This window comes from Lactobacillus sp. W8093, from assembly GCF_016100925.1.
Taxonomy (GTDB): domain Bacteria; phylum Bacillota; class Bacilli; order Lactobacillales; family Lactobacillaceae; genus Lactobacillus; species Lactobacillus helsingborgensis.
The window spans coordinates 1-22949 of sequence record NZ_JACFRL010000004.1; the positions used below are offsets into that span (position 1 = coordinate 1).

19 protein-coding genes and 1 riboswitch are annotated in these 22949 nt (G+C 35.9%); of the genes, 5 read left to right on the forward strand and 14 right to left on the reverse strand.

Translation table 11 applies throughout. The features are described 5' to 3' along the window. Positions 1-117: 117 nt before the first annotated feature. Both H3T47_RS03490 and H3T47_RS03495 read left to right on the forward strand, forming a co-directional pair. Complete coding sequence (locus H3T47_RS03490; protein WP_199282560.1) at positions 118-651, forward strand: helix-turn-helix domain-containing protein; 534 nt, start codon at positions 118-120, stop codon at positions 649-651. Then, complete coding sequence (locus tag H3T47_RS03495) at positions 639-1514, forward strand: IS3 family transposase (RefSeq protein ID WP_370567570.1); 876 nt, start codon at positions 639-641, stop codon at positions 1512-1514. Before H3T47_RS03490 ends, H3T47_RS03495 begins: the two co-directional genes overlap by 13 nt. 211 nt (positions 1515-1725) lie before the next feature. Here the strand turns inward: H3T47_RS03495 and H3T47_RS03500 are convergent, their stop codons facing one another. From H3T47_RS03500 to guaA, 8 genes are all read right to left on the reverse strand, one after another. Beyond that, the gene (locus H3T47_RS03500) at positions 1726-2115 is read right to left on the reverse strand and encodes a DUF3021 family protein (RefSeq protein WP_199282561.1); all 390 of its coding nucleotides are present in this window, start codon (positions 2113-2115) and stop codon (positions 1726-1728) included. Positions 2116-2117: 2 nt separating this feature from the next. Beyond that, positions 2118-2570 (reverse strand): LytTR family DNA-binding domain-containing protein, encoded by a 453-nt coding sequence (locus H3T47_RS03505; protein WP_199282562.1) that lies wholly within the window; start codon positions 2568-2570, stop codon positions 2118-2120. Position 2571: 1 nt separating this feature from the next. Further along, a complete protein-coding gene (locus H3T47_RS03510; protein ID WP_199282563.1) occupies positions 2572-3417 on the reverse strand; it encodes an ABC transporter permease in 846 nt (281 codons plus the stop codon). Further along, positions 3418-4272 carry an ABC transporter ATP-binding protein gene (locus H3T47_RS03515; protein WP_199282564.1) on the reverse strand — a complete coding sequence of 285 codons (855 nt, stop codon included), beginning with the start codon at positions 4270-4272 and terminating at the stop codon, positions 3418-3420. A 166-nt stretch (positions 4273-4438) separates the two neighbouring features. After that, positions 4439-5200 carry a galactose mutarotase gene (locus H3T47_RS03520; protein WP_199282565.1) on the reverse strand — a complete coding sequence of 254 codons (762 nt, stop codon included), beginning with the start codon at positions 5198-5200 and terminating at the stop codon, positions 4439-4441. 203 nt (positions 5201-5403) lie between these two features. Beyond that, on the reverse strand, positions 5404-9006 hold the full coding sequence (locus H3T47_RS03525; protein ID WP_199282566.1) for a TaqI-like C-terminal specificity domain-containing protein: 3603 nt from the start codon (positions 9004-9006) through the stop codon (positions 5404-5406). Positions 9007-9047: 41 nt separating this feature from the next. Next, positions 9048-9803: a hypothetical protein gene (locus tag H3T47_RS03530; protein ID WP_199282567.1), complete on the reverse strand. Its 756-nt coding sequence runs from the start codon at positions 9801-9803 to the stop codon at positions 9048-9050. Positions 9804-10141: 338 nt separating this feature from the next. After that, on the reverse strand, positions 10142-11692 hold the full coding sequence (gene guaA, locus H3T47_RS03535) for a glutamine-hydrolyzing GMP synthase (RefSeq protein ID WP_370567564.1): 1551 nt from the start codon (positions 11690-11692) through the stop codon (positions 10142-10144). A gap of 191 nt (positions 11693-11883) precedes the next feature. Next, a riboswitch (purine riboswitch) is annotated at positions 11884-11981 on the forward strand. Between the two features lie 80 nt (positions 11982-12061). On the opposite strand from guaA, the gene H3T47_RS03540 reads away from it, so the two are divergent. Further along, positions 12062-12640: a xanthine phosphoribosyltransferase gene (locus H3T47_RS03540; protein ID WP_199282568.1), complete on the forward strand. Its 579-nt coding sequence runs from the start codon at positions 12062-12064 to the stop codon at positions 12638-12640. Next, positions 12640-13953, forward strand: a complete 1314-nt coding sequence (locus H3T47_RS03545) for a nucleobase:cation symporter-2 family protein (protein ID WP_199282569.1) — start codon at positions 12640-12642, stop codon at positions 13951-13953. The genes H3T47_RS03540 and H3T47_RS03545 overlap by 1 nt, the downstream gene beginning before the upstream one ends. A gap of 72 nt (positions 13954-14025) precedes the next feature. On the opposite strand, the gene H3T47_RS03550 is transcribed toward H3T47_RS03545, so the two are convergent. Next, positions 14026-14910 carry a phosphotransferase gene (locus H3T47_RS03550; RefSeq protein WP_199282570.1) on the reverse strand — a complete coding sequence of 295 codons (885 nt, stop codon included), beginning with the start codon at positions 14908-14910 and terminating at the stop codon, positions 14026-14028. Between the two features lie 237 nt (positions 14911-15147). Next, complete coding sequence (locus H3T47_RS03555) at positions 15148-15315, reverse strand: hypothetical protein (RefSeq protein ID WP_199282571.1); 168 nt, start codon at positions 15313-15315, stop codon at positions 15148-15150. Between the two features lie 285 nt (positions 15316-15600). Here H3T47_RS03555 and H3T47_RS03560 point away from each other — a divergent pair, with 285 nt between their 5' ends. After that, positions 15601-17016 (forward strand): C69 family dipeptidase, encoded by a 1416-nt coding sequence (locus H3T47_RS03560; RefSeq protein ID WP_199282572.1) that lies wholly within the window; start codon positions 15601-15603, stop codon positions 17014-17016. Between the two features lie 166 nt (positions 17017-17182). On the opposite strand, the gene tkt is transcribed toward H3T47_RS03560, so the two are convergent. Genes tkt through H3T47_RS03580 form a run of 4 tightly spaced genes read right to left on the reverse strand, consistent with a single transcriptional unit; the run spans position 17183 to position 22903 of the window. After that, on the reverse strand, positions 17183-19168 hold the full coding sequence (tkt, locus tag H3T47_RS03565; protein WP_199282573.1) for a transketolase: 1986 nt from the start codon (positions 19166-19168) through the stop codon (positions 17183-17185). A 26-nt stretch (positions 19169-19194) separates the two neighbouring features. Next, on the reverse strand, positions 19195-20562 hold the full coding sequence (locus H3T47_RS03570) for a PTS ascorbate transporter subunit IIC (protein WP_199282574.1): 1368 nt from the start codon (positions 20560-20562) through the stop codon (positions 19195-19197). Further along, positions 20562-20867: a PTS sugar transporter subunit IIB gene (locus H3T47_RS03575; protein ID WP_199282575.1), complete on the reverse strand. Its 306-nt coding sequence runs from the start codon at positions 20865-20867 to the stop codon at positions 20562-20564. The genes H3T47_RS03570 and H3T47_RS03575 overlap by 1 nt, the downstream gene beginning before the upstream one ends. After that, the gene (locus H3T47_RS03580) at positions 20864-22903 is read right to left on the reverse strand and encodes a BglG family transcription antiterminator (RefSeq protein ID WP_199282576.1); all 2040 of its coding nucleotides are present in this window, start codon (positions 22901-22903) and stop codon (positions 20864-20866) included. Before H3T47_RS03580 ends, H3T47_RS03575 begins: the two co-directional genes overlap by 4 nt. Positions 22904-22949: the final 46 nt, after the last annotated feature.

Here is a 22949-nt window from a genome sequence, read left to right on the forward strand (position 1 = left end):
CCATTTTCAAAGCAGTTGAATATTTAGTCATGAAAAAAGTGCTCCTAATAGTCAGATTAATGTCTAACTATTATGGAGCACTTCAATTGGACAAAAATCCAACTGGAGGGTTTTACTATGGTTAAATTTACCGTCAAACAAAAATTACAAGCGCTTAACTTGCTTAAAGAAGGCTACAGCAGCCATTCTGTGGCGCAAATGATTGGCACCGGATCACATCAACTAATTGATACCTGGGCTGCACAATACCAGCATTTTGGCGTTAAGGGCCTAGAAATTCGGCACACCTCGCAAAATTATCGTGGTCAATTCAAGCTTCAAGTCTTAAACTGGAGAAAAGAACATGACGAGACCTATCAAAATACCGCCATTCACTTCAAAATTGCCACACCCAGCTTAATTTGTACTTGGCAAAAACGTTTTGATGAAGGCGGGCTTGATGCGCTCTTTACCAAACGAGGCCGACCACCAATGAACAAATTGCCTAAAAAACCAGTTAAGTATACCAGCAGCGAGTTATCTGAATTAGAGCGGCTGCGCTTAGAAAACCGTCAACTCCACATTGAGAACGACTACCTAAAAAAAGTCGAAGCCTTAGCTCGGCGCAAAGACGCTCAACGCAAGAAGAACGGACCATCATCCAAGAGCTAAGGCATGAGCACAACTATCAACTGCAAGAACTATTGCACTATAGCTTTTTAGCCAAGAGCACCTACGAGTATCACCCGCGCAACAGGCGGAAAAAATACAGCGATCTGGCTTTACTGTCGCTGATTAAAGTGGTTAAAAGGCATAATCCCAGCTTCGGCTACCTGCCCATGACCGACACGCTAAAAATCAAGTACGGCTTGCAGGTGAACCATAAACGCATTTACCGCCTGATGAAGGAGCACAAGCTGCTGGCCCGCAAATACAACTTGCGTGCAGGCAAGTATGATTCATCAAAAGGTCCGCAAGGCAAGAAGGCGAAGAACCGCTTCCACCAGAAGTTTAAGACCGATCGGCCCTACCAAAAGGTAGTCACCGATATCAGCGAGTTTCGCTATGGCAGTAAGAGCATGAGCAAGCGGTTATATTTCTCGCCCTTTAAAGATCTTTACAGCGGTGAAATCATCAGTTACACCATCAGTCAGTGGCCGCAGACCAAATATGTTCTAGATGGACTCAAGCAGGTTTTGGCGATCCGGCCCAAACTGCCTTACCGCATGACGATTCACAGCGATCAGGGCATTCAATACCAGTCCAAAGCATATTGTCAGACCCTAAAACAGCACCACGTTTTTCAAAGCATGTCGCGACGGGCGACCTGCCACGACAATGCGGCCTGCGAGAGTCTCTTTCACATCATGAAGGTTGAGCTAGACTACTACACCTATACCTATCCTACTAAGAAGGCGCTGCAGGAGGCCATGGAAAAATGGATCAAATACTACAATCAAGCTAGAATCAGGCACACGCTAAAAGGCCGCACCCCGATTGAATATCGGAATACGGCCTTAGCAAACATGAATTAATGTTAACGTCCAATTCTAGGGGTTAACTTCAACCATTTTAGTGATTTGCCTTTTTATTTGGTGAAAAAATAATATTTTCCAATATCTTTAGATTTTAAATATTAATACAGTACAGCTAAAGAACTTTTATATTGTTATCAAAATCATTTGTTTATTATTTATCAAATTTGTTAAATCTCTTTTTAACCACCACCAGAATTTTTAATTAATTTTATTTTTTCGCATTCCTCTTTTTAATGCTGGAATTAATTTCCTTAACAATCCGCACTTGCGACAAAATAACGATCAGCCAAATAATGATATAAACTAATATAAATACGCCTACCAACCAAAAATTAATTGGCCACTTATTTATCCAGGACATTAATAACACCAGCAAAAATGTGCCTATAATATGAACACTAAAGGCAATAGCAGGTGGTACATCCATTGCAAAGATCATTGATAAAATGCCTATTAACCCTGAAATAATAAAAACAGAAATAACACCTAAACGGGTAGGAACACTAGGAGAAGCAAAAGTCAGTATTATCAAATAAGTAGCTGCACCAAAGCCCACACCGGTAAAGAAATAGTTAATGAAATTACTCAATTTCCTCATTTTTATAGCCCCAATTCTTTTTTTAATGCCGGCAAATATAATCTGGAAACGTCAGCTTTTAAATTATTTTTTAAAAGTGCGATCATATTTCCTGCAAAGCCTACTTCTATCGATTCCAGAAAATTAATATTGATAATGGCATGTTTTGAAATCTGAATAAACCCATCTCCCAATTTTTCAAGTACCTGATATAAGCGACCAGTGGTTTTTATTATGTCTTTAGTAGTATAAAATGTGATGTCTGTTGTTTGGATTTCTACTTTAATAATCTCAGTAGGTTTGATTGTGACTATGCGGTCTTCTACCTTAATTGGTAAAAGATGATATTTCTTTTCGCCGAATTTATGCAAATAATCTATTAAATTATCAACTGCTTCACTTTTTTGAGCGGCCTTAATTTCAACTTCAATGTCTTGTTTGTTTAAAGCAGAATCGGCCTTAAATTCAATCTTCACTTTACTTATTGCGCCTTCTGTCAGTGGTAAACGAAAGTAAAATAATTACTAAAATTAGTATTGCAATCATTAAAAGTAAAACAAACATATTATTTAGTCTATTATTATTAATTTTATACTGTATTCCTAAATAGTTAATTAAATGCCTTTTTACGTTAATGGGGAAAGTAGCTAATGTTGGTTTAAGTAAAAAACCTCTTAAAGCAGCTGCTTCATAGCTACTTGGTACTAATTTTACCAAATTTTGTGCTCCAGAAACCAATATACCGTAAGGTAAATAAGTTGCAACAGCGAAACCGGCAGCAGCACCAAGGACGGCAGAAAACCGGCTAAAAGTAGTGCTGGAATGCATGAAAAAAGCGATAACTTCATCTAATAAAGTTGCTCCCAGAGCGCCTAATAAAATAAACAGCAATCCGGGTAAAAGTGCTTTTTGAGGAATCGTCACGTGATCAACTAATGAAAAGTACAATGCCATTACGATAAAGGTAATGATTTGCATAAAAAAGCTAACAACTGTACCGGATAAAATGTAAGCAAAATTTTGTGCAAACTGTGATATGCCTGTTAGCTTAAAATCAGCGTTGGCTCGAGTTTCGCGGTCACTTACTTGCTGACCCAGAGCCTGAAAAGCAGTAGTAATACCAGAAACCGCAACAATGCCAGCTATCATCCACAAATCTAACATTTTAGTAACGTGAGGTAAATTTTGCCAATTGGATTTTAAATTGTTTTGCAAAAAGCCGATATAAATAAAGAAGGATATCAGTGCACCGAGGCATGACATAATTACACCAGTAATGTTAGAAAAATAGATTTTTAAATTTCTGCGAAACAAAGCAACCATTTACTGTATCTCCTTTCCTGTAATCTGCAAAAACGCATCATTGATCGTTCCCTTAGAATAAGTGAAGTCAGTGATATTTGCTTGATTGTTTTTTAATAATTCAACGGTTTCTTGCGCCGATAAAGCATCAATTTCAACTTGCTTACGATTAAGCCGAATAACTTTTTGATTAGTGTTCAAAGCCTGAATGTTGTCAACAGTAAGTATTAATTTATTAGGAGCAAATTCATTCTTGATCGTTGCGGCAGAACCACTGGCTAAGATTTGACCATTTTCAAGAATATACATTTGATCAGCATTTTCAGCTTCTTCTAAATAATGCGTTGTCAAAAAAATAGTGAGTTCTTGTTGTTGTTGCAGTTTGGTTAATAATTCCCAAATAGCATTTCTCGTTTGAATATCAAGCCCTGTAGTTGGTTCGTCTAGAAACAGTAAATTCGGTTTACTTATCAATGCACGGGCTATATCTACCCTTCTTTTTTGACCGCCAGATAAAGTACCAAACTTTTGTTTTAAAAAGTTTTTAATGCCGATTAAGTCAATTAATTGTTCAAGCCATTCCTGTGAAAATTTGGGGTACATCTTTGCTCTTAAATAAAGATTATCTTTAACTGTTAACTCGTTATCTAAAATGCTATTCTGAAAAACTAAGCCTATTTTCAAATCTGCCGCATATGAAATGATACCTGAAGTAGGTTTTAATAATCCGGTTAGCATATTAATCGTGGTAGATTTACCCGCACCATTTGTTCCTAAATAAGCAACAAGCTGTCCCTCTTTAATTTGAATATTTGCTTTATTCACTGCAATTTTTTTACCAAATTTTTTAGTTAATTCCTGAGTTTCTATTAGCATAATTGGCATCTCCTTTTTCTAATTAGAGCCATCATACTAATAAAATAAAACTTTGTAGCAAACTTATAGATAAGTGAACAGATACCAAGCATAAAAGGGCAAAATTAAATCATGAAATATAAAGAAGGCTACGTTCAGTAGCCTTCTACATAAGATTTGATAAAAATTATTTCTGCTTAAAAGCGAAAACAATTCGATGCTCCTTGGTAGTGTTAGCTAGCAACACAATATCTCCAAAATCTTGGTGATTGATTGCATCTGGCAATACTAGCGCTTCTAAAGCAACAGCTTCACTTGACTGAGCAATAGAACCATTGTCCCGCTTAAATTTTACCCCGGGCTGTTCCTGTATCATGGTATACATCACTAAACAATTGCTTTCACTTGAAATAGTAATTTGACGGCCACTTTCTTTTTCTTTCAAAGTAGCCACAGGCTTTATTTGATTTTCTTTACCACTAATAACAAACGCGTCATCGAAACCTTTATTGGCTTCTAATGCAGCAGCCAAATTGCTAAAAACATGAAAATCATACGGAGTATTGGCATTTGCCAGCATTTTTCCAGTCGGAATTAACTCAGAGTCAAGTTGTAAATGTTTCTCACTATTTATCTTAATCTCGTGCGTACTTAAATTAGGCAGGTCACTTAAATTAAAGTAAGCATGACAAGTGGGATTGAACAGTGTTGCTTGCACGCCATTTTCAGCTTTATAAGAGATTGTTACTTTATCTTCATCATCTAAAGTATAGGTAATGGTCACCAGCATATCGCCTGGAAATCCGTCATGGTCTTCTTTAATCTGGTTTGTAAATATTTCACTTGTACTGTTAGCAGTTTTAGCGGTTTGCACTTGCCAGTTTAAAAAACGAAAGCCTTTATTACCACCATGCAGTGTATTGCCATTTTCGTTGGTGGGAACTTGCACATTAACCCCTAGAATTGGACGCCCACGGTGGTACCACTACTTTGTCCATTCAAAAATCCACCGCAGACCTGTAGTAGCAGAAACATTGTTCTACGATGTCCAACACAAACTCGCATGACACCATCATGACATGTTGGCGCAACTTGACGGTACTTTAATCACACGAGTAATAATCAATTAATACTTTAAAAAGTCTTAATATTTTAAAATTCAAATCTTCTAACAGATTCTTTTTCTTCTTCGGTGAGCCCCAGCGCACTCATTACCAATTCATCAACTTCTTTATTCTCTTTAGAGTAATTCTCACCAGCTTTTGTCTTCTCTTGTATCGTCTTAGCCTGCTTAGCAATTTTATCTTGTAGATTCTTATTAACTTTAGGAATTGGGAACTCTTCAAATTCACTTACTAAAAATCTTGGAAAAGTTCTGCGTTGAAATTTGTCAAAACGCATATTAAACCAAATGGTCATAGCCTTTGAATTAATAATTCCCAACAAAGACGGTAAAAGAAAATCTTTTGGTTCAGTAACTATCATTAAACTTTGATTACTAATATAATCTTCATCAGTGTAAGTCGCTTTAATAGCATAATTGGAAGCAGTAGGGATTTGTCTAACCAACAAACGTGGTTGAACAAATAAATTAGGATCCCGCTTTGCTGCTAAATTATCACCATATTTAATATATTTACCAGCCCAAGTTAGTGAATATCTATCTACATCTTTACCAGTCAGACTTCGTTTATAAGAATCATCTTTTTTTATATCAGAATAAAATACATCATTATCTTTATCTGACTTTACTTGCTTAGGTTTACCTTTGCCTACCTCATACTCCTTAACACCTATTTTCACTTTAGCAAAATCAGATAAATGTGTGGTTATTTCATTTAACTTCCAAAAGATATCTACCGCATATTTGTACTTTACCATTGAGATACTTATCACAGGATTGTGTTTACCAAAGAAAGACTTCTTTACAGTCCCAATTGTGCTAAAATCTCCTTTTTCCAATTCACCTACCGTAATCTCGTCAGACTTTTCTTTTTGCAAAAATACAATGCAATTGTCAACACTTGCATCCGCAAATATTTTATCAAGAGAATTAATGACAACTAATCTACCAGATTTGTGTAATAAGAAGTTTCTAATTTTTTGATTATTTTGCAAAGTTAGCATGTTATTAGGAACTATATAAGCAAAAGTACCATCTTTCTTCAGCAGCTTATAACCAAGTTCCATAAATAACGTATACGTATTAGCTTGATATTCATCAACTTCATAATGAGAAAGATAATATTGTTTCGTCTTTTCATCAAAAGAATGATTTCTAGAAAAAATATAAGGTGGATTAGCAATGACAATATCAAAACCCACAAAATCACCATTAGCATCTAAAGCTTCTGGAAATTCAATACGCCACTCAAGACTATTACGATAAAAAGGATCACTTTTTCTATTTTCAAAAGCTTCTTTAGCTTCATCAGCTTTTTTTCTTAATTCTGCGTATTTTTTAGGATCAAACTTGTTATCAAACAATGCAGTTTCATCTGCTGACATTTTAGTTAGCCGATTAATAGCTTTTTGATATGCCTCACCTTCTGGAGATCTAAAGCTACTCATAAAAGCTTTTTTAATTTTCTTAATTTCTTCATCAATCTTAGCCTTATCAGATTTATTGCTGGTTTCTTTATATCTTTTTATTAAAGTAATGTATTCTTCAAGGTTCTTTGTTTTAAAATTAAATTTATCATCTAAAGAGAAACGATGAACAAGGCTATCACCTACTTTGATATTGATATCAATATTTGGTAAAGTCGTTAAGATCCTTTGTCCATACTCATTCTCCGAATAGTATGCGTTCTTTAACAATTCAATCCATAAACGTAAGCGACAAATATTTACAGAGTTAGGATTTAGATCAACACCATATAAACAATTTTCAATAATAGTTTTCTTTTGTTCAAACAATGCTTTCTGAATTCTGAGAGAAGTTGGTTGGTTAGCATCATAAGAATAATTATTACCATAAATATCTTGAATAATTAGTTCATCATTGGCAACAGTACAGCTAATATCATTAAGTAATTTACCATCTGTATCAAATAAAACTCTAAGCCATGCCTTAATTGCTATTAATTCATTTAATACTGACACCAAGAAGTGACCAGAACCGACTGCAGGATCTAATACTTTAATAGAATCGATAGCATCACTAACCTTCTTACGTTTATCAATAGAGAAAGAAATATCTCTTGTAAGCATCCCCAACTGAACAATATCTTGTACATTTGTACCGAGGGCTTCATTTACTTTAGTTAAAACAGCCTGTCTTACAGCTCTTTTAGCCATATACATTGTGATTTTACCCGGTGTAAAGAATGCGCCATCTTTATAACCATTAATTTTTTCAAAAATCAATCCCAATACTGATGCATTAATTAACTGATCTTGACTCTCCTTATTCTTAGCATCAACAGCAGAAGTAAAATCATATGCACTTAAAAATCTAAATAAATAATCTAAAATTTCAATTTTCCCAGTTAACTTTTTACCATTAGTATCCTTTAACTTTGTCTTTGAGTATACTTCTATTTTTCCTTCTCTTAATTCACTAATTGGAAAACCTTCTCTGGACATCTCAAGTTCGGTTTGTTCAAACAATGAACTATTCATATATGGAACGTTAGGGAACTTTTGCTTGATACGATCTTTTCTTTCATCAATACTCTTAGCCATTACCATAAAGAAAAGCTCATTAACATCATCAAACGTATGTAGTTTTTTATAGTTTAAGAACTTATAACTTTCACTACGATTGAAAGAAACCAATGAAGATTCCAAAAGTTTCAAAAATAAAATTCTATTAATCCAAACAACAACTAATTGAACTGCTAGATCAAATTGCTTATCTTTAGATACATTTTTTATATCTAATTGCTCAATAGCATTTTCAACGAGGGATGCATCTTGTCTTTTACCTTCTTTGAAACGAGCAATAACTTTGTTTCCACCTTTCTTTTCTTCATGAAGCCCCATTATATAAAGTAACTCATTATAGAAATTTTTATTAAGACTGTTAGAATCTGCAAATACCATTTCATTTAACAAATTCTCAACGCTAAAGAAACGATACAAACGTGTTATATCTTGTTTCTTAAATTCTGTTGTTCCCTTTTTTATTGAATTTTTTAAGTCAAAATAACCAATTTTTATTTTCTTATTCAAAGCTTTATCAATTTCAGGAGCAATGACTTCATCAAATAAGAAATCTGTCTTTGAGCTTGATAACTGTCTTCTCTCAAACTTCTTGAAATTGTCTACTAACTTTTTATTCTTATAAAAGTACTTTTCTAATTCATTGGAATCAATAACAAAAAACTGATAGCCATTAGTTACAATACCTTTTTTAACTTCGATGTTTTTGTTAATTACACGTTCACGCAAATAATAAGCTACTAATTCTTTAAAGCCTTTAGCATTCAGATTATCCAAGCTCATCATTTCTGCTGTATTATCTAACTTCTTGTATTCGACAATTACGCCTACATTACTATCAGTTGATTTACCATTATAGATAGCCAAATCAATCTTTCCTCTAGTGTTAATTTGCTTATCAGGGATAATTTCTTCTAGGAAGTCTTTAAAAACACCCTTTTGAAATTCTTCTGATTCATGCTCATTTGCTTTAATCTTGTTGAAGTAACTTTCTAAGGCATTTTTAAAAGCTTCTTTTTGATCATCTTGGGGCATAATGGCTTCAACATTACGATTAATGCTTTGCTTTAAGTTTTGTATAGTTGCCATAATTTATATCCTTAAATTTTTATATCACAATGATAATCTTACTAATTAAAATCAGCAATTAACTGTATAGTCTTTAGCTGATCTAAAGAAAAAAATGATGCTCTCTTACTTATTCCTTTTATTTTTACATTTTGGCCTTCTTGAGGAAATTTGTCTTTTGCAATCTTTATAATTCTATATTCCCTTTGATATTTAAAATAATCCTTTTTAAGATAGCAATATGCTTTGTTACCATTTTTCAATTTTAAAAATTGAGACAAGTTATATGGATCATAATATTGAACAATATCTGCTTCATATCCAGATTTTTTTATAGATGAGAAGAAATCGGGGTTAGAAAAAATAATTAAATTACATTTGTTACCAGTGAGTTTTTCTTTATCTTTAATAAGCCGTTTTATATCATCCAAAGTATCTTTTCTTAATTTGAAATATTTTCGATTATTAAAAGATCTATCTAATTTGAAATCTCTGAAAGTTAAGAGTCCAAAACTTGCTACTCCTATTCTTTTTTCAATTCCATCTTTCAATCTATATTCCATTTGGGGATCTTGCATAAAGTCTTTATCAGTTAAAGTAATTTCTTTATCACTTTCTGGAATCCTTATGGTTATTTTACTTTTCTCCTTTTTAAAAAGTCCAACTATTTTCCCCTCATCTTCATCACCGATACCTTGACTTTCTATATTCTTATAACCTTCTAGGCTCCCAAAATGAACAGAATCTTCTAAGGTACTCTTTACATACTTATTTTCAGTTACTCTAATTGGTAATGCTAAAGTTCTAATATCGACCATTCTATATCTACCCAACTTTCATCTATTATTAATTCAAAAATAGGTAAGTTTATTCACCACTAATTTTACCCCATTCTTAAAACATAGAAAAAGAGTCTGGAAGAGTCTGGGAAAAAACTCTAACCTAACTAAAAAGGCTGACAAATCACGTCAATAAAACGTTGATTTGTCGGTCTTTTTAAATTGTAAATTTTTTAATTTAACTTCAAAGAGCACTTTTTTCCCAGACTCCTTAGTAGTTTGGCAAACAACCAAACCATTTTTTATTATTTTGTCTAAGTCTTGCCTTTGTTAATTGCTGTTAAATCAGGATTTCCTCATCAACTAACATTGTCAGCTTATTCCCACTCAATCGTTGACGGTGGCTTACTGGTGACATCGTAGACTACACGGTTAATGTTGGGCACTTCATCGACAATACGCGTTGAAATTTTTTGCAAAACATCCCATGGTAAGCGGGCAAAATCAGCGGTCATCCCATCAATTGATGTAACGGCGCGGATACCAATGGTATAGTCATAAGTGCGACCGTCACCCATTACGCCCACGGATTTGATTCCGGGTAAAACGGTAAAGTATTGCCACACTTTTTCCTGTAAACCAGCTTTTTTAATTTCATCCCTCAAAATTGCATCACTGTCACGCACCAGTTTGAGTTTATCCTCGGTTACTTCACCAAGAACGCGTATGCCAAGACCAGGTCCCGGGAATGGCTGCCGCCAAACTAAATCATGCGGAATGCCTAATTTTTCACCTAGTTCACGCACTTCATCCTTAAATAACTTGCGCAAAGGTTCAATTAATTTAAAATGCAGGTCTTTAGGTAACCCACCAACGTTATGGTGCGACTTGATTGTCTGGGCGGTATTTGTGCCGCTTTCAATCACATCGGTGTACAGGGTGCCTTGAGCTAAAAAGTCCACATCTTTAATTTTCTTTGCTTCGTCGGCAAACACCTCAATAAACTCTTTGCCAATGATTTTCCGTTTTTGCTCTGGATCGGTGACACCTTTCAGTTTATTTAAAAAGCGCTCTTGGGCATTTACCCGAATAATGTTAACGCCTAAATCACGGCTCAAGGCAGCCATTACTTCATCGCCTTCGTTTTTGCGCAACATGCCGTGATCCACAAAAATTGCTGTCAGCTGGTTGCCAATCGCTTTGTGCAAAAGTGTCGCGGTGACGCTGGAGTCTACCCCACCAGAAAGTCCCAGAATTACTTTCTTATCCCCCACAGTTTTTCTAATCTCAGCAATTTGCAAGTCAATAAAATCGGTCATTGACCAGTCAGCCTTAGCGCCGCAGACTTTAAAGGCAAAATTACGCAGGATATCAAGTCCATATTGCGTATTGCGTACTTCCGCATGGAACTGAATACCATACATTTTGGCTTGATCGTTAGCAATAGCGGCAATCGGGCAATTCTTACTTGAAGCGACCGTTTCAAAGCCAGCGGGTGCACCTGTGACCAAATCACCGTGACTCATCCAGACATATTCATCTTTGGGCAAACCGGCAAATAAAACGGAGTTAGTATCTTCAACTTCGATGTCGGCACGACCATATTCAGAATTAGCAGCTTTTTCAACCTTGCCGTTTAAATAAGAAGTCATCAGTTGCATTCCGTAACAAATGCCCAGAATAGGAATGCCCAATTTAAAAATTTCAGGGTCAACTTTCAGGGCATTTTGGTCATAAATACTGTTAGGACCCCCGGAAAAAATAATACCCTTAGGGTTAATCTGCCTAATTTTAGTCATACTAATATCATGGGGCAACAATTCAGAATAAATACCAAAATCCCGCAACCGCCGCGTTATTAGTTGATTATATTGACTGCCAAAATCAAGCACAATAATTTCATCAAAGTCACTAATATTCTTTTTCACCGACACCAATACTCCTTCACTATCCATATTTAATACTACATCAACTTTACTAAGAAATACGGTCATGGTCAATAATTTTTTACAGAAAAGCATAGCTTTTACGAACTATTTTATAGCTGCTAGCGCAAATAATTCGTTAATATCTCAAAAAAATAATCTTGCACATACTTTGTGACTCTGTTACAATGCTTGCAACAGGAAAATAAAAAATCTATATATTGCCGTAATAAGGTCGGTAGTTTCTACTCAGAACCGTAAATTCTGAACTATGGATAATTTAGCATTTAACGCAGCCGGTTACTGCCTTTAAGGGCTTTTTTTACCATAGTTTTGGTAGAAAAAGCCCTTTTTGCTATGAAGGAGGAAAAAGTGAAATTATTGGAAGACCGTATTCGCAGTGACGGAGACGTTCTACCAGGTAACGTTTTAAAAATCAACTCGTTTTTGAACCATCAGGTAGATCCCGAACTAATGAAGAAAGTCGGGGAGGAATTTAGTCATTTGTTTAAGGATAGTGGCATCACCAAGGTATTGACCTGCGAAGCCTCGGGAATCGCTCCGGGAGTGATGACAGCTTATGAATTGCACGTACCACTGGTCTTTGCCCGCAAGAAAAAACCGGCTACGCTTAATGACGCAGTTTATTGGGCTGATGTTTATTCTTACACTAAAAAAGTTACTAACCAGATTTGCGTTGAACAAAAATTTTTACATAAGGGTGAGCGGCTATTGATAATTGATGATTTTCTGGCTAATGGAGAAGCAGTTAAAGGCATGATTAACATTGCTAACCAAGCTGAAGCCGAAGTCGACGGTGTCGGAATTGTAGTCGCAAAAACTTTTCAGGGTGGCAGCGAATGGCTTAAAAATCACGGCTATCGCCTTGAAGCACTTGCCGAAATCGATAGTTTAGCCAATAATCAAGTACATTTTGTGGGAGAGAAATAATGGCGGAAAAAGAAGTTAGCCAACAAAAAGCAGCAGTTTTAGGTTTACAGCACTTACTAGCGATGTATTCCGGTGCAGTCGCCGTACCACTTCTAATCGGTAATGCACTGAAATTCTCTGCTGCCCAAATGACCTATCTTGTTTCAATTGACATTTTCATGTGCGGCTTAGCTACACTGCTGCAATTATTACGCAACAAGTACTTTGGGATTGGTTTTCCAGTTATTTTAGGTTGCGCTATTCAAGCCGTTGCTCCACTGCAAATGATCGGGCAAAAGTTTTCAATCAATGATATGTATGGCGCTATCATTGTTGCCGGCATTTTCGTGGTTCTAATCTCAGGTGTTTTTGCCAAAATCAAAAAATTCTTTCCACCTGTTGTCACCGGCACATTAATCACTACTATTGGCTTAACTTTAGTTCCAGTGGCAATCCAAAACATGGGTGGCGGCAATTCAGCTGCTAAAAGTTTTGGCAGTGGTCAGAATCTCTTTTTAGCCTTTTGCACCATGTTCATTATCTTGGCTTTAGAAATTTGGACCAAAGGCTTTATCAGGTCAATTTCAGTTTTAATCGGCTTAGTTGCTGGAACTGCTATTGCAGCCTGCATGGGACTTGTTTCCTTCACTCCTGTCATGGAAGCATCTTGGTTTCACTTGCCGCAACTCTTTTACTTTGGCGTACCAAAATTTGAATGGTCTTCCAGCCTGACGATGATCATCATTGCTCTAGTCTCAATGGTTGAGTCAACCGGAGTATTCTTTGCAATTGGTGACCTTTTACACCATGACGTCACTGAAGAAGATTTGAAAAAAGGTTATCGTGCAGAAGGTATCGCCCAAATTTTTGGCGGTTTATTCAATGCTTTTCCCTATACCACTTTTTCGCAGAACGTTGGACTTTTACAACTATCAGGCATAAAAACCAAGCGTCCGATTTACTGGGCCGGTGGATTACTCATGGCTATGGGATTGTTACCTAAAATTGGCGCAATGGTAACAATCATCCCTACCCCAGTCTTAGGTGGAGCCATGCTTGTCATGTTTACCATGATTGCTGTTCAGGGCATTAAGACTTTAGCTAAAGTTGACCTCACTGACAACAACAATGTCTTGATTATTGCGATCTCAGTTGGACTGGGACTAGGCGTTACTATTTATCCGCAATTTTTTAAAAACCTGCCGGCAACCGTTCAACTGTTCTTAAGCAACGGCATCGTGATTACCAGCTTGTCAGCAACAATTCTGAATTTCTTACTTAAAGGAGGTGATAGGAAGACAAAACAAGAAACACAACCTGCAAATATCATGTAAATAAGATTGTTTTTACCCTTGAGACAATTTTATTTGCGCCAAAAAAGTATCTTCTTATAAGAAGATACTTTTTTAATTTGCATATATTAAAGCGTGCATGTTAGCCTTGTCGTTATCGTGACTGTCGACACCTAAAAATGAAAAACAAGTTGCCAGCATTTGCTCACCAATTTCCTTAAAAGGTTCGTCCACAATTTTTTCAGTATATTTCATAATACCAATTGCAGTTATAAAAATGAGGAAAACTTGCGTCAAAGGAGTCACTGCCACTTCTTCACTACATTCCTGATAACCGTTGATAAAGGAAGTTATTAATCCTTGATTTAACCTAAAATCTTGGTAAAAGAGTTTTATGAAGTCCTGATAATTTACCCCCATGCGAGTTCGTTCAAAATCAATTAAACTCAAATGACCTCCAACAATCTTATAATTACGCAAGCCAACATCCCCATGTAAAACTGTAGTTGCATGAGCCGTTAGGTCTTCTACAATATCCGCTTTTCGCGCTGTGAATAAAGCTAACACTTGCAGCAATCTGCTTTTAATTTCTTCATTCTGCAAACTATTACTGTCAAATTTTGCTTTCTCAAACAACCGATTATTAAGGTATATTCCAGGAAATGGTTTGACGGTTTGGTGAAAACGAGCTAACTGTATTCCCATCTTAAATGCTAAATCAGAGGTAATTCGTCCTTTAACATCAGTTGGCGCCAAATCTTTCATGACCAAAACAAATTGTTGCGTTTGTTTGACAGCAAAAGAGTCTAAGACACGAGTATTTAGTTGCTCGTTCACAGCTTTTTCAGTTAAAAATTTTCCCTTTTGTGCAAAGACTTTGACAAATATTTTTTGCTTAAACTTTGCACTATCACCAACAAAAGTGCTGTTTTTTGACTCGTGTGTGATCTTTGTTAAGTCAGCTTGCAGTTTTTCTTGTAAAAATTTTTCTATAATCATTAGCCTAATTCTTTCATTTCACCAATATGGGTAATGCCAAAGCAACATAGCATAAAAGTAGTTTAACGATTTTCTTGCCAATCAAAGTAGCAGTATGAATACGCAAAAGCTGTTCCTTCAAAATAATTATTCTACTAATAACTCAAAAGAAGGATGAAATAGAAGTAACTAAGCGTTGTAACGGCAACTTTTCAATAAATAGCTAAATAAAAAGTAAAACAGGAGAGCAGAATAAAGTTACTCTACCACAATATAGTATGCTCGCAGCATTAAGTTCCATTCACGTTCATCATTATGTGACATACCGACTGGATACCTATCACTTTTCCGATCTAATGTGCGCTTGAGGTTTAAACCGAACTTTTCTACTTGCACTCTTTCTAAAACTGAGCACACCAATTCCAATAGGATAATGGTCAATCTAAAAAAGAAAGGAAAATTTGGGGAAATCGCAAATAAAACTTGCAAAGTAAACACAACTGCAATTAAAAACGCACTATAACCCTAAAATTAGAACAATTTTAGCAAAACTTCTTTTACATTTTATGTCAATCATAAATTAGAATTTAATTAAAAGCAATAATTGACAAGAGTAATAAATAATTTAGGTTTAAGCTTACTCATTTTTTTGCAAACAACCTACTTTTTTTAATACAATATAGGTTAAGTAATTTTGAAAGGACAGATTAAATGAAAAAAGCAGAATGTACGACTATTCTTGTCGGCAAAGCCGCATCAATTGACGGCTCAGCAATGATTGCCAGAAGCGAAGACGGCGGTCGTGAAATAATTCCTGAAGGATTTGAACTTATTACCCCTGAAAAGCAACCTAAGCATTATGAAAGTGTCATTAGTCACCAAAAGATTGATGATGAAGATTTAGTAGAAAAGCCTTTACGTTATACCAGTGCGCCTGATGTTTCTGGAGAAAGCGGCATCTGGGCTGCAGCCGGAATTAACTCAGAAAACGTGGCAATGACTGCTACTGAAACTATTACCACTAACGCACGTATTCAAGGGATCGATCCACTGGTTACTGAGGGTGGCCTTGGTGAAGAAGACTTTGTTACTTTAACTTTGCCTTATATCCATAGTGCTCTTGACGGCGTTAAGCGCATTGGCTATTTACTGGAAAAATACGGTACTTACGAAATGAATGGTATGGCTTTTGCCGACCACGATGAAGTTTGGTATCTGGAAACTATTGGTGGTCACCACTGGATTGCACGTCGTATTCCTGATGACGCCTACGTTGTTGCTCCTAACCGTTTAAACATTGATGAATTCCACTTTGGTAAAGATGGTTTCTTAGCTGACGATACCCTAGAAGATTTAATCGCTGAATATCACCTCAACCCTGACCGTGAAGGTTACAATATGCGTCACATTTTCGGTAGTTCAACTATCAAAGATGCCCATTACAATAATCCGCGCGCTTGGTTTGTTCATAATTACTTTGATCCAGAATTTGGTGGCAAGCCGGGCGACCAAGATCAGCCGTTTATTTGTCATGCTAACCGCAAGATTAGCATTGAAGACATCTGTTTTATCGAGAGTTCACACTATCAAGATACGCCATTTGATCCTTATGGCGATCAAGGCACACCAGAACAAAAGAAGACATTCCGTCCAATTGCTCTTAACCGGAACTTTGAAACTCATATTCTGCAAGTTAGAAATGACGTTCCTGAAGAAATTGCAGGTGTGCAATGGCTTTGCTTTGGTCCAAATACCTTTAACAGTTTTGTCCCATTCTACACCAACGTTAATGACACACCAGCAAGTTTCCAAACTGGACCTAAATTTGATTTGAACAAGATTTTCTGGTTAAACAAATTAACAGCACAACTTGGTGATACTAACTTTAGAGTTTATGGAGAACTCGAAAATGACTTTGAACAAAAATCTTTAGCGCAATGCCACTTTATTCAACACGAAACTGATAAAAAAGCAGCCGGTCTTTCGGGCAAAGAAGCTGAAGACCTTTTAACTGCAGCTAACCAAAAGATGGCTGACCAAGTTTACAAGAACACTATTGAACTGCTCAGTAATATGGTCAATGAAGGCCACAACCTAGCAACACTTAAGTTCGATTTATTAGATTAAACTCTTAGTGTCTTTTAAATAGATTACTTAAAAGCCGCTGACATTAAATAGATGTCAACGGCTTTTTATTTTTGACAATTCTGACAAAAAAGTGCTGGGATTTCTCCCAACACTTTTTTATTATTCACTTAAATCATATTTAAACAAAGCATTACAGCTTACTGTGCTACTTACAAATATCTAGGTACGCCTTGACAATATTATCAACCGTGAACCCAGATTTCTTTATTAGTTCATCACCATCACCACTTTCACCAAAGTGATTAATGCCGATAGCTGCTCCATCTAAACCTACAAATTGTCCCCAGCCATAAGTAGATGCCATTTCAATTGATACACGGTGCTTAATTGATTTAGGTAGAACTTTTTCTTGGTATTCTGGGTCCTGCTTTAAAAATAGTTCAAAACTTGGCATTGATACCACGCGGACATTTTTGCCACTTAGTGCCAATTCTTTTTGCGCTGCTAAAGCTAAACTTACTTCTGAACCGGTAGCCAGTAAAATTCCTTCCGGTTCACCATTTTCTACTTCTGCTAAGATATAACCGCCTTTTGAAACGCCAGTTTTAACGCTGTCTTGATAATTCAAGAGAGTTGGCAAATTCTGACGACCCAATATAAACGCTACTGGGTTGTCTTTTTGATTAATCGCGTATTGCCAAGAATAAATTGTTTCCAAGTAATCAGCCGGACGAAATACTATTAAGTTAGGGATTGCCCTTATTCCCGCTAATTGTTCAATCGGTTGATGAGTAGGACCATCGGGTCCTAAAGAAATGGAATCATGACCAAAAATGAAGATTGACGGTATTTGCATTAAGGCAGACATTCTGATCGCATTTTTCATATAGTCTGAAAAGATAAAGAATGTGTTGGCAAATACTCTGGAACCACCGTATAAAGTAATGCCATTAATTGCTGCACCTTCAGCAAACTCGCGAATACCAAAGTATAAGTTGTTTTTATCGTATGAATTTGGTTGAAAACCTTCATCACCATCAAAGTAGGTTTTGTCAGAACTACCTAAATCTGCAGAACCGCCCCAAAGATTTAATTCTGACTTGCCAGTTTGCTGTATAACTTGATGAATAGAATCTCTTGTTGAAAGAGCATCTGGTATTTCTAATTTATTTTCGTCAAAATTAAGTTTGACATTATTGTTAATATTCTTAATTAGTTGGCCGCCAAGTTCAGGATTATCTTCAATGTAGTCTTGCAAAAGTTCTGACCATTGCTGGTGAGCTTTTTGTCCTTCTGCTTTAACACTCTCAAAAGCGGCATAAGCTTCTTGAGGAACCTCAAACGGACCATATTCATAACATAAGTACTTTTTAGTGGCAGCAACTTGTTCTGTATCCAAAACCGCTCCGTGAGCTAAATGGCTATCTGCGAGTGGGGACCCGTAGCCTAAAACAGTGTTTACTTCAATTAAGGTCGGTCTTTTCTTTTCATCTTGAGCAACTTTAATTGCCGCATCAATATCGTTTAGATTATTGCCATCGGCAACTTTAAGGTAATTCCAGCCGTATGCTTCAAATCTTTGTGCAACATTATCATCGCATTCTTGCGCCATACTTGCGTCCATAGTATTGCGGTTTGAATCGTACAACACAATCAAATTATTCAGTTGCAGGTGACCAGCTAAACTGGCAGATTCATGGCTGATACCTTCCATTAAGTCCCCGTCACCAACAATTACATACACCTTATTATCAATTATTTGGTAATTAGGCTTGTTGTATAGCGAACTGAGGTGTTTTTCTGCCATAGCCATACCGACTGCCATACCGAAGCCTTGTCCTAATGGGCCAGTAGCAACATCAACTCCCGGAGTAGTAATTTCCGGGTGACCAGGAGTTTTACTACCTAAAGTTCTAAATTTTTTTAAATCTGCGATTGAAATATCAAAACCAAGTAAATGTAAAGTAGCATATAACATTGCTGACCCGTGACCTCCTGATAGCACAAAACGGTCACGATTGAACCAATGTGGATCAGTCACGTCAAACTTCATATTTTGATAAATAGTATAAATTAGCGGAGCAGCACTTAAAGTAATACCACTATGTCCTGAGTTGGCTTTGTGAATTTCATCAATACTTAGGGCCCTAATAGCATTGACTGCTAAGTTATCTTTTTCCGTATATTTCATTTTTGACTCCTTAATTTTTATAAATTTTATTTGGCTGAATTAACTGCGTTCTTTTGCTTTTTATCTAAAATAATTGATACGATAAAGAAAATTACCAAAGCAGCTACCAATGCAGCAATGATTAATGAACGACCGCCAAGTAAACCACTATAGCCTACATAGGAGCCGACAATACCAAAGTCAGCGTCTGCATAACTAGCTGTGCCTAAGCCCAAATGGCCTAACACTGGGATTAAAATAATTGGTACAAAAGAAATTAATAATCCATGAATAAATGAACCAATGATACAACCACGACGACCACCAACTGTATTTCCAATAACGCCGGCAGCACCACCACACATGAAGTGAGCCACAACGCCGGGAATAACGATAGTCATGTGGCATAAAACCATTAGTAATGTGGCAACCAAGCCGCCTACAAAACTAGAAAAGAAACCAATAATTACGGCATTAGGTGCGAATGTAAACAGGATCGGGATATCCAAACCGGCTTTAGCATTAGGAACTAATTTAGTTGAAATACCCTTAAAGGCAGGAATTAATTCGTTTAAGATCATTCTTACTCCGGCTAACATAATGTAAACACCGGCAGAAAATGAACCAGATTCAATTAAGGCATAAATTATATAATTGATTCCACCGCTCAATTTTTCAACATAAACGGGACCTGCAAACAATGCAATGATCAGATATGCCACTGCCATCGTGATTGTAACGGCAATCGTGTTATCTCTTAAAAATGATACTTTCTTAGAAACGTGCAAGTCTTCCGTTGATTTGGATGGATCACCTACAACCTTTGCAACTAAACCGGCAATTAAATACCCAAAGTCACCCGTATGCGCAATCGCAATTTCATCACTCTTAGTCACCTTTTTAACAAAGGGCTGAATTAAGGCCGGCATAATCGTGTCAAACAGACCTAAAAAAGTACCACCAACTATAATTGAAGGTATTTCTGTAAAACCTGCTACTGCAAGCAGTACCGCCAACATACATGACATGTTAATCATGACATGCCCTGAAAGATAAATATATTTAAAGTGCGATATTCTGGCTAAAATGACATTGACTATCATCGCAATCAGCAAGATCATCGCAGTAGCACTGCCGTATTTTGTTAATGCAGTGGCAGTAAAAGCTTCATTGTTAGGGACAACGCCTTGAACGTGGAAAGCCTGCATAAACATTTTGCCAAACGGTGTTAAGGCATCTGTAATTACTCCCGAACCACCAGTTAAAACTAAAAAGCCGACAAAAGTTTTCAAACCACCTGAAATTACTTCTGTTGAATCTTTTTTCTGCAGAAGTAAACCTAAAACTGCTACCAGTCCGACTAAGATTGAGGGAGTTCTAGCAATACTTAAGAAGAAGTTTAAAATTTCATTCATTAGTTATCACCTTCACTTTTCTGATCAGCACTATTCAAATAAGCTTGAATTTTTTCCTTTAATTCTTCTTTATCAATGATGCTGTTCAACTCTGTCACGTTATCTTTACCAACAACATTCGCTACAGCATCATACATATCGCGTCCTACAAAAAAATGATCAGCCACGCTCGGATTAAGTCCAGAAAGATCAATGTGAGTAGTTTCTACATCCGATCTTCCTATTTCTTTAAGTACATCTTGCATATTCATGTCTACCATGAAAGATGACCCGACTCCTGTACTACAACATGCTCCTAATTTCATTTTTCGCCTTTCTTAATCAATTCTTCTATTTCACTTGCATTTTTAGCATTCATTATCTTGCTTACATCTTCTTTGTTACCTAAAATTTTGGCCAACTCAGAAAGAGCCTTTAAATGTGAAGTTGAGTCTTGGGCTGCAAGCACAATAATCAATTTAATTTTGTGTTCTTTATCTACCAAATCAATGTCATGATCCAATAACAACAAAGACATTCCTAATCTGTTAACCCCTTGACTTGGTCTTGCATGCGCCAAGGCAATTTCAGTACCAATATTAATATATGGTCCGTTATCTTTAACGTTGTTAATCATCGCAGTCACATAGGATTTTGTAATGTTACCTGCTGTTAATAATGGCTGGGAACATAATTCGATTGCCTGTTCCCAATTTAGGGTTTTGTCATGACTAAATTTAATTTTGTCTTCTGTTAATACTTCACTTAGCAATGGTCCAGTCCTTTTTTTCTTTTTCTCATGTTTCTTTTTATCTACCAATATCTGCTTAATTCCTTTTTCCAAAGCCTTGCCATGAATAACGTTCGTATTGTCATAGATAGTTTCCATGATTGCTTTAAATTCAGTCTGGAGGTTTTCTGAATTAGTGATACCGTTAAGCTGGAAAAAATTGTCAATATTTTCAAAATCTTTACTGGTTAAGACTGAATTGACCTTTAACCACGGTAATTTTGTGTCAGTCAAAGAAATATTAGTAATAATCGCCCTTTCTTCAATTGGTCTATTTGTTAATTCGGAGGGAGCTATTGGCAAACTAAAATTGACATTAGGGTACTGTTCTACCATCTGGGTCATGAGAAACCCGGCAGAGCCATTGCTACCTGAACTCACTAGAAGTACTTTTGGATCATTTTCATTCTTACGTGAAATTTCTGATGCAAAATAAATCGAAACTAAACCAACTTCGTAGTCGTTTAAACTGGCACCAATAAATCGTTCAAAAGGGTGAATGCTCATTTTGGTATAAATATATATATCTGGATAATTTTCTTTGATTGAATCAAAGTCATTATTTTGATATTGCTGCCGGTATTTAACACGGAAGAAAGTAGTTGCCAGATGGACAACCAAATCTTGATGCAATTTACTTTCATCTTTAAAAGCACAATCTGCTAAATTCTTGAAACTATTAATAATGACATAAACAATCTTACTTATTTCTGTATTAATACTGTCTTTAGGAAGTTTGCGTTTTTGACCTCCTAAAAGAACAGAAGTCAAATAATTATTCTCAAACTCACTGTATCTATCTCCTAAGAGGATAGATAAAAATGAGGAAGAAAATTTATATTCGGGTGTTTCCTGCAATTTCGCACTAATCTTATACTTTTTACCTTTAAGTACAGCATTATTATTAAAAATTCTTTTTAAAATCAGTGCGTAAAAATTAGCGAAAACATAAATGAATTCATCAGAATAAATGATGTTGTTAGAATTTTCAAATGAGCTCAACCATTGACTGATTAACACCTTTAACTCTTTTATTTCCCGCGTTTCGTAAATACCTGCTAATTCATGATCAGAATAAAGCCATGAAAAAAGGAACTGCCTAATTTTTATTTCTTGTCCCTGCAAAAAATGTCCCCGATAGTTCGAAACTATCGTTATTTCAAAACTTTTCATTTTTTGTTTAAGACTTTGAATATCTTTTAAAATTGTTTGTTTACTGACACCACATCCCTGCGCAATTTTTTGAACACTAAATCTACTGTCAATCAGTAAATTAATAAAAACTATGTACTGCCTTTCTAAAGAACTGTATTTACTTGAACTTTCAGTGGCTAAGTACTTCTGTATCTGTTGTTTGCTTTTTTCGCTCAAATAATAGCCTTGACCATAGACATTGCGTGTTCCTTCAATGTCTAATGTCTTTAATTTCTTATTGAGTGAACTTAGATTTTTATAAACACTCCTTTCTGATACTTTAACTTTTTCAGACATGTCACCAACCGTCATGAAATATTTAACTTTTACAAGGAGATCTATAATTTTAAGTTGACTCTGGTTAAACTGTACCTGCATCTACAATGCCTCCTTGTTATTTTTTATTATGAATAAATCGCTTCCA

Coding starts and splice junctions, on each gene's coding strand:
- H3T47_RS03490 (WP_199282560.1), top strand. CDS start 118: ATGGTTAAATTTACCGTCAAACAAAAATTACAAGCGCTTAACTTGCTT.
- H3T47_RS03500 (WP_199282561.1), bottom strand. CDS start 2,115: ATGAGGAAATTGAGTAATTTCATTAACTATTTCTTTACCGGTGTGGGC.
- H3T47_RS03510 (WP_199282563.1), bottom strand. CDS start 3,417: ATGGTTGCTTTGTTTCGCAGAAATTTAAAAATCTATTTTTCTAACATT.
- H3T47_RS03515 (WP_199282564.1), bottom strand. CDS start 4,272: ATGCTAATAGAAACTCAGGAATTAACTAAAAAATTTGGTAAAAAAATT.
- H3T47_RS03525 (WP_199282566.1), bottom strand. CDS start 9,006: ATGGCAACTATACAAAACTTAAAGCAAAGCATTAATCGTAATGTTGAA.
- H3T47_RS03530 (WP_199282567.1), bottom strand. CDS start 9,803: ATGGTCGATATTAGAACTTTAGCATTACCAATTAGAGTAACTGAAAAT.
- H3T47_RS03545 (WP_199282569.1), top strand. CDS start 12,640: ATGGCGGAAAAAGAAGTTAGCCAACAAAAAGCAGCAGTTTTAGGTTTA.
- H3T47_RS03550 (WP_199282570.1), bottom strand. CDS start 14,910: ATGATTATAGAAAAATTTTTACAAGAAAAACTGCAAGCTGACTTAACA.
- H3T47_RS03560 (WP_199282572.1), top strand. CDS start 15,601: ATGAAAAAAGCAGAATGTACGACTATTCTTGTCGGCAAAGCCGCATCA.
- tkt (WP_199282573.1), bottom strand. CDS start 19,168: ATGAAATATACGGAAAAAGATAACTTAGCAGTCAATGCTATTAGGGCC.
- H3T47_RS03570 (WP_199282574.1), bottom strand. CDS start 20,562: ATGAATGAAATTTTAAACTTCTTCTTAAGTATTGCTAGAACTCCCTCA.
- H3T47_RS03575 (WP_199282575.1), bottom strand. CDS start 20,867: ATGAAATTAGGAGCATGTTGTAGTACAGGAGTCGGGTCATCTTTCATG.
- H3T47_RS03580 (WP_199282576.1), bottom strand. CDS start 22,903: ATGCAGGTACAGTTTAACCAGAGTCAACTTAAAATTATAGATCTCCTT.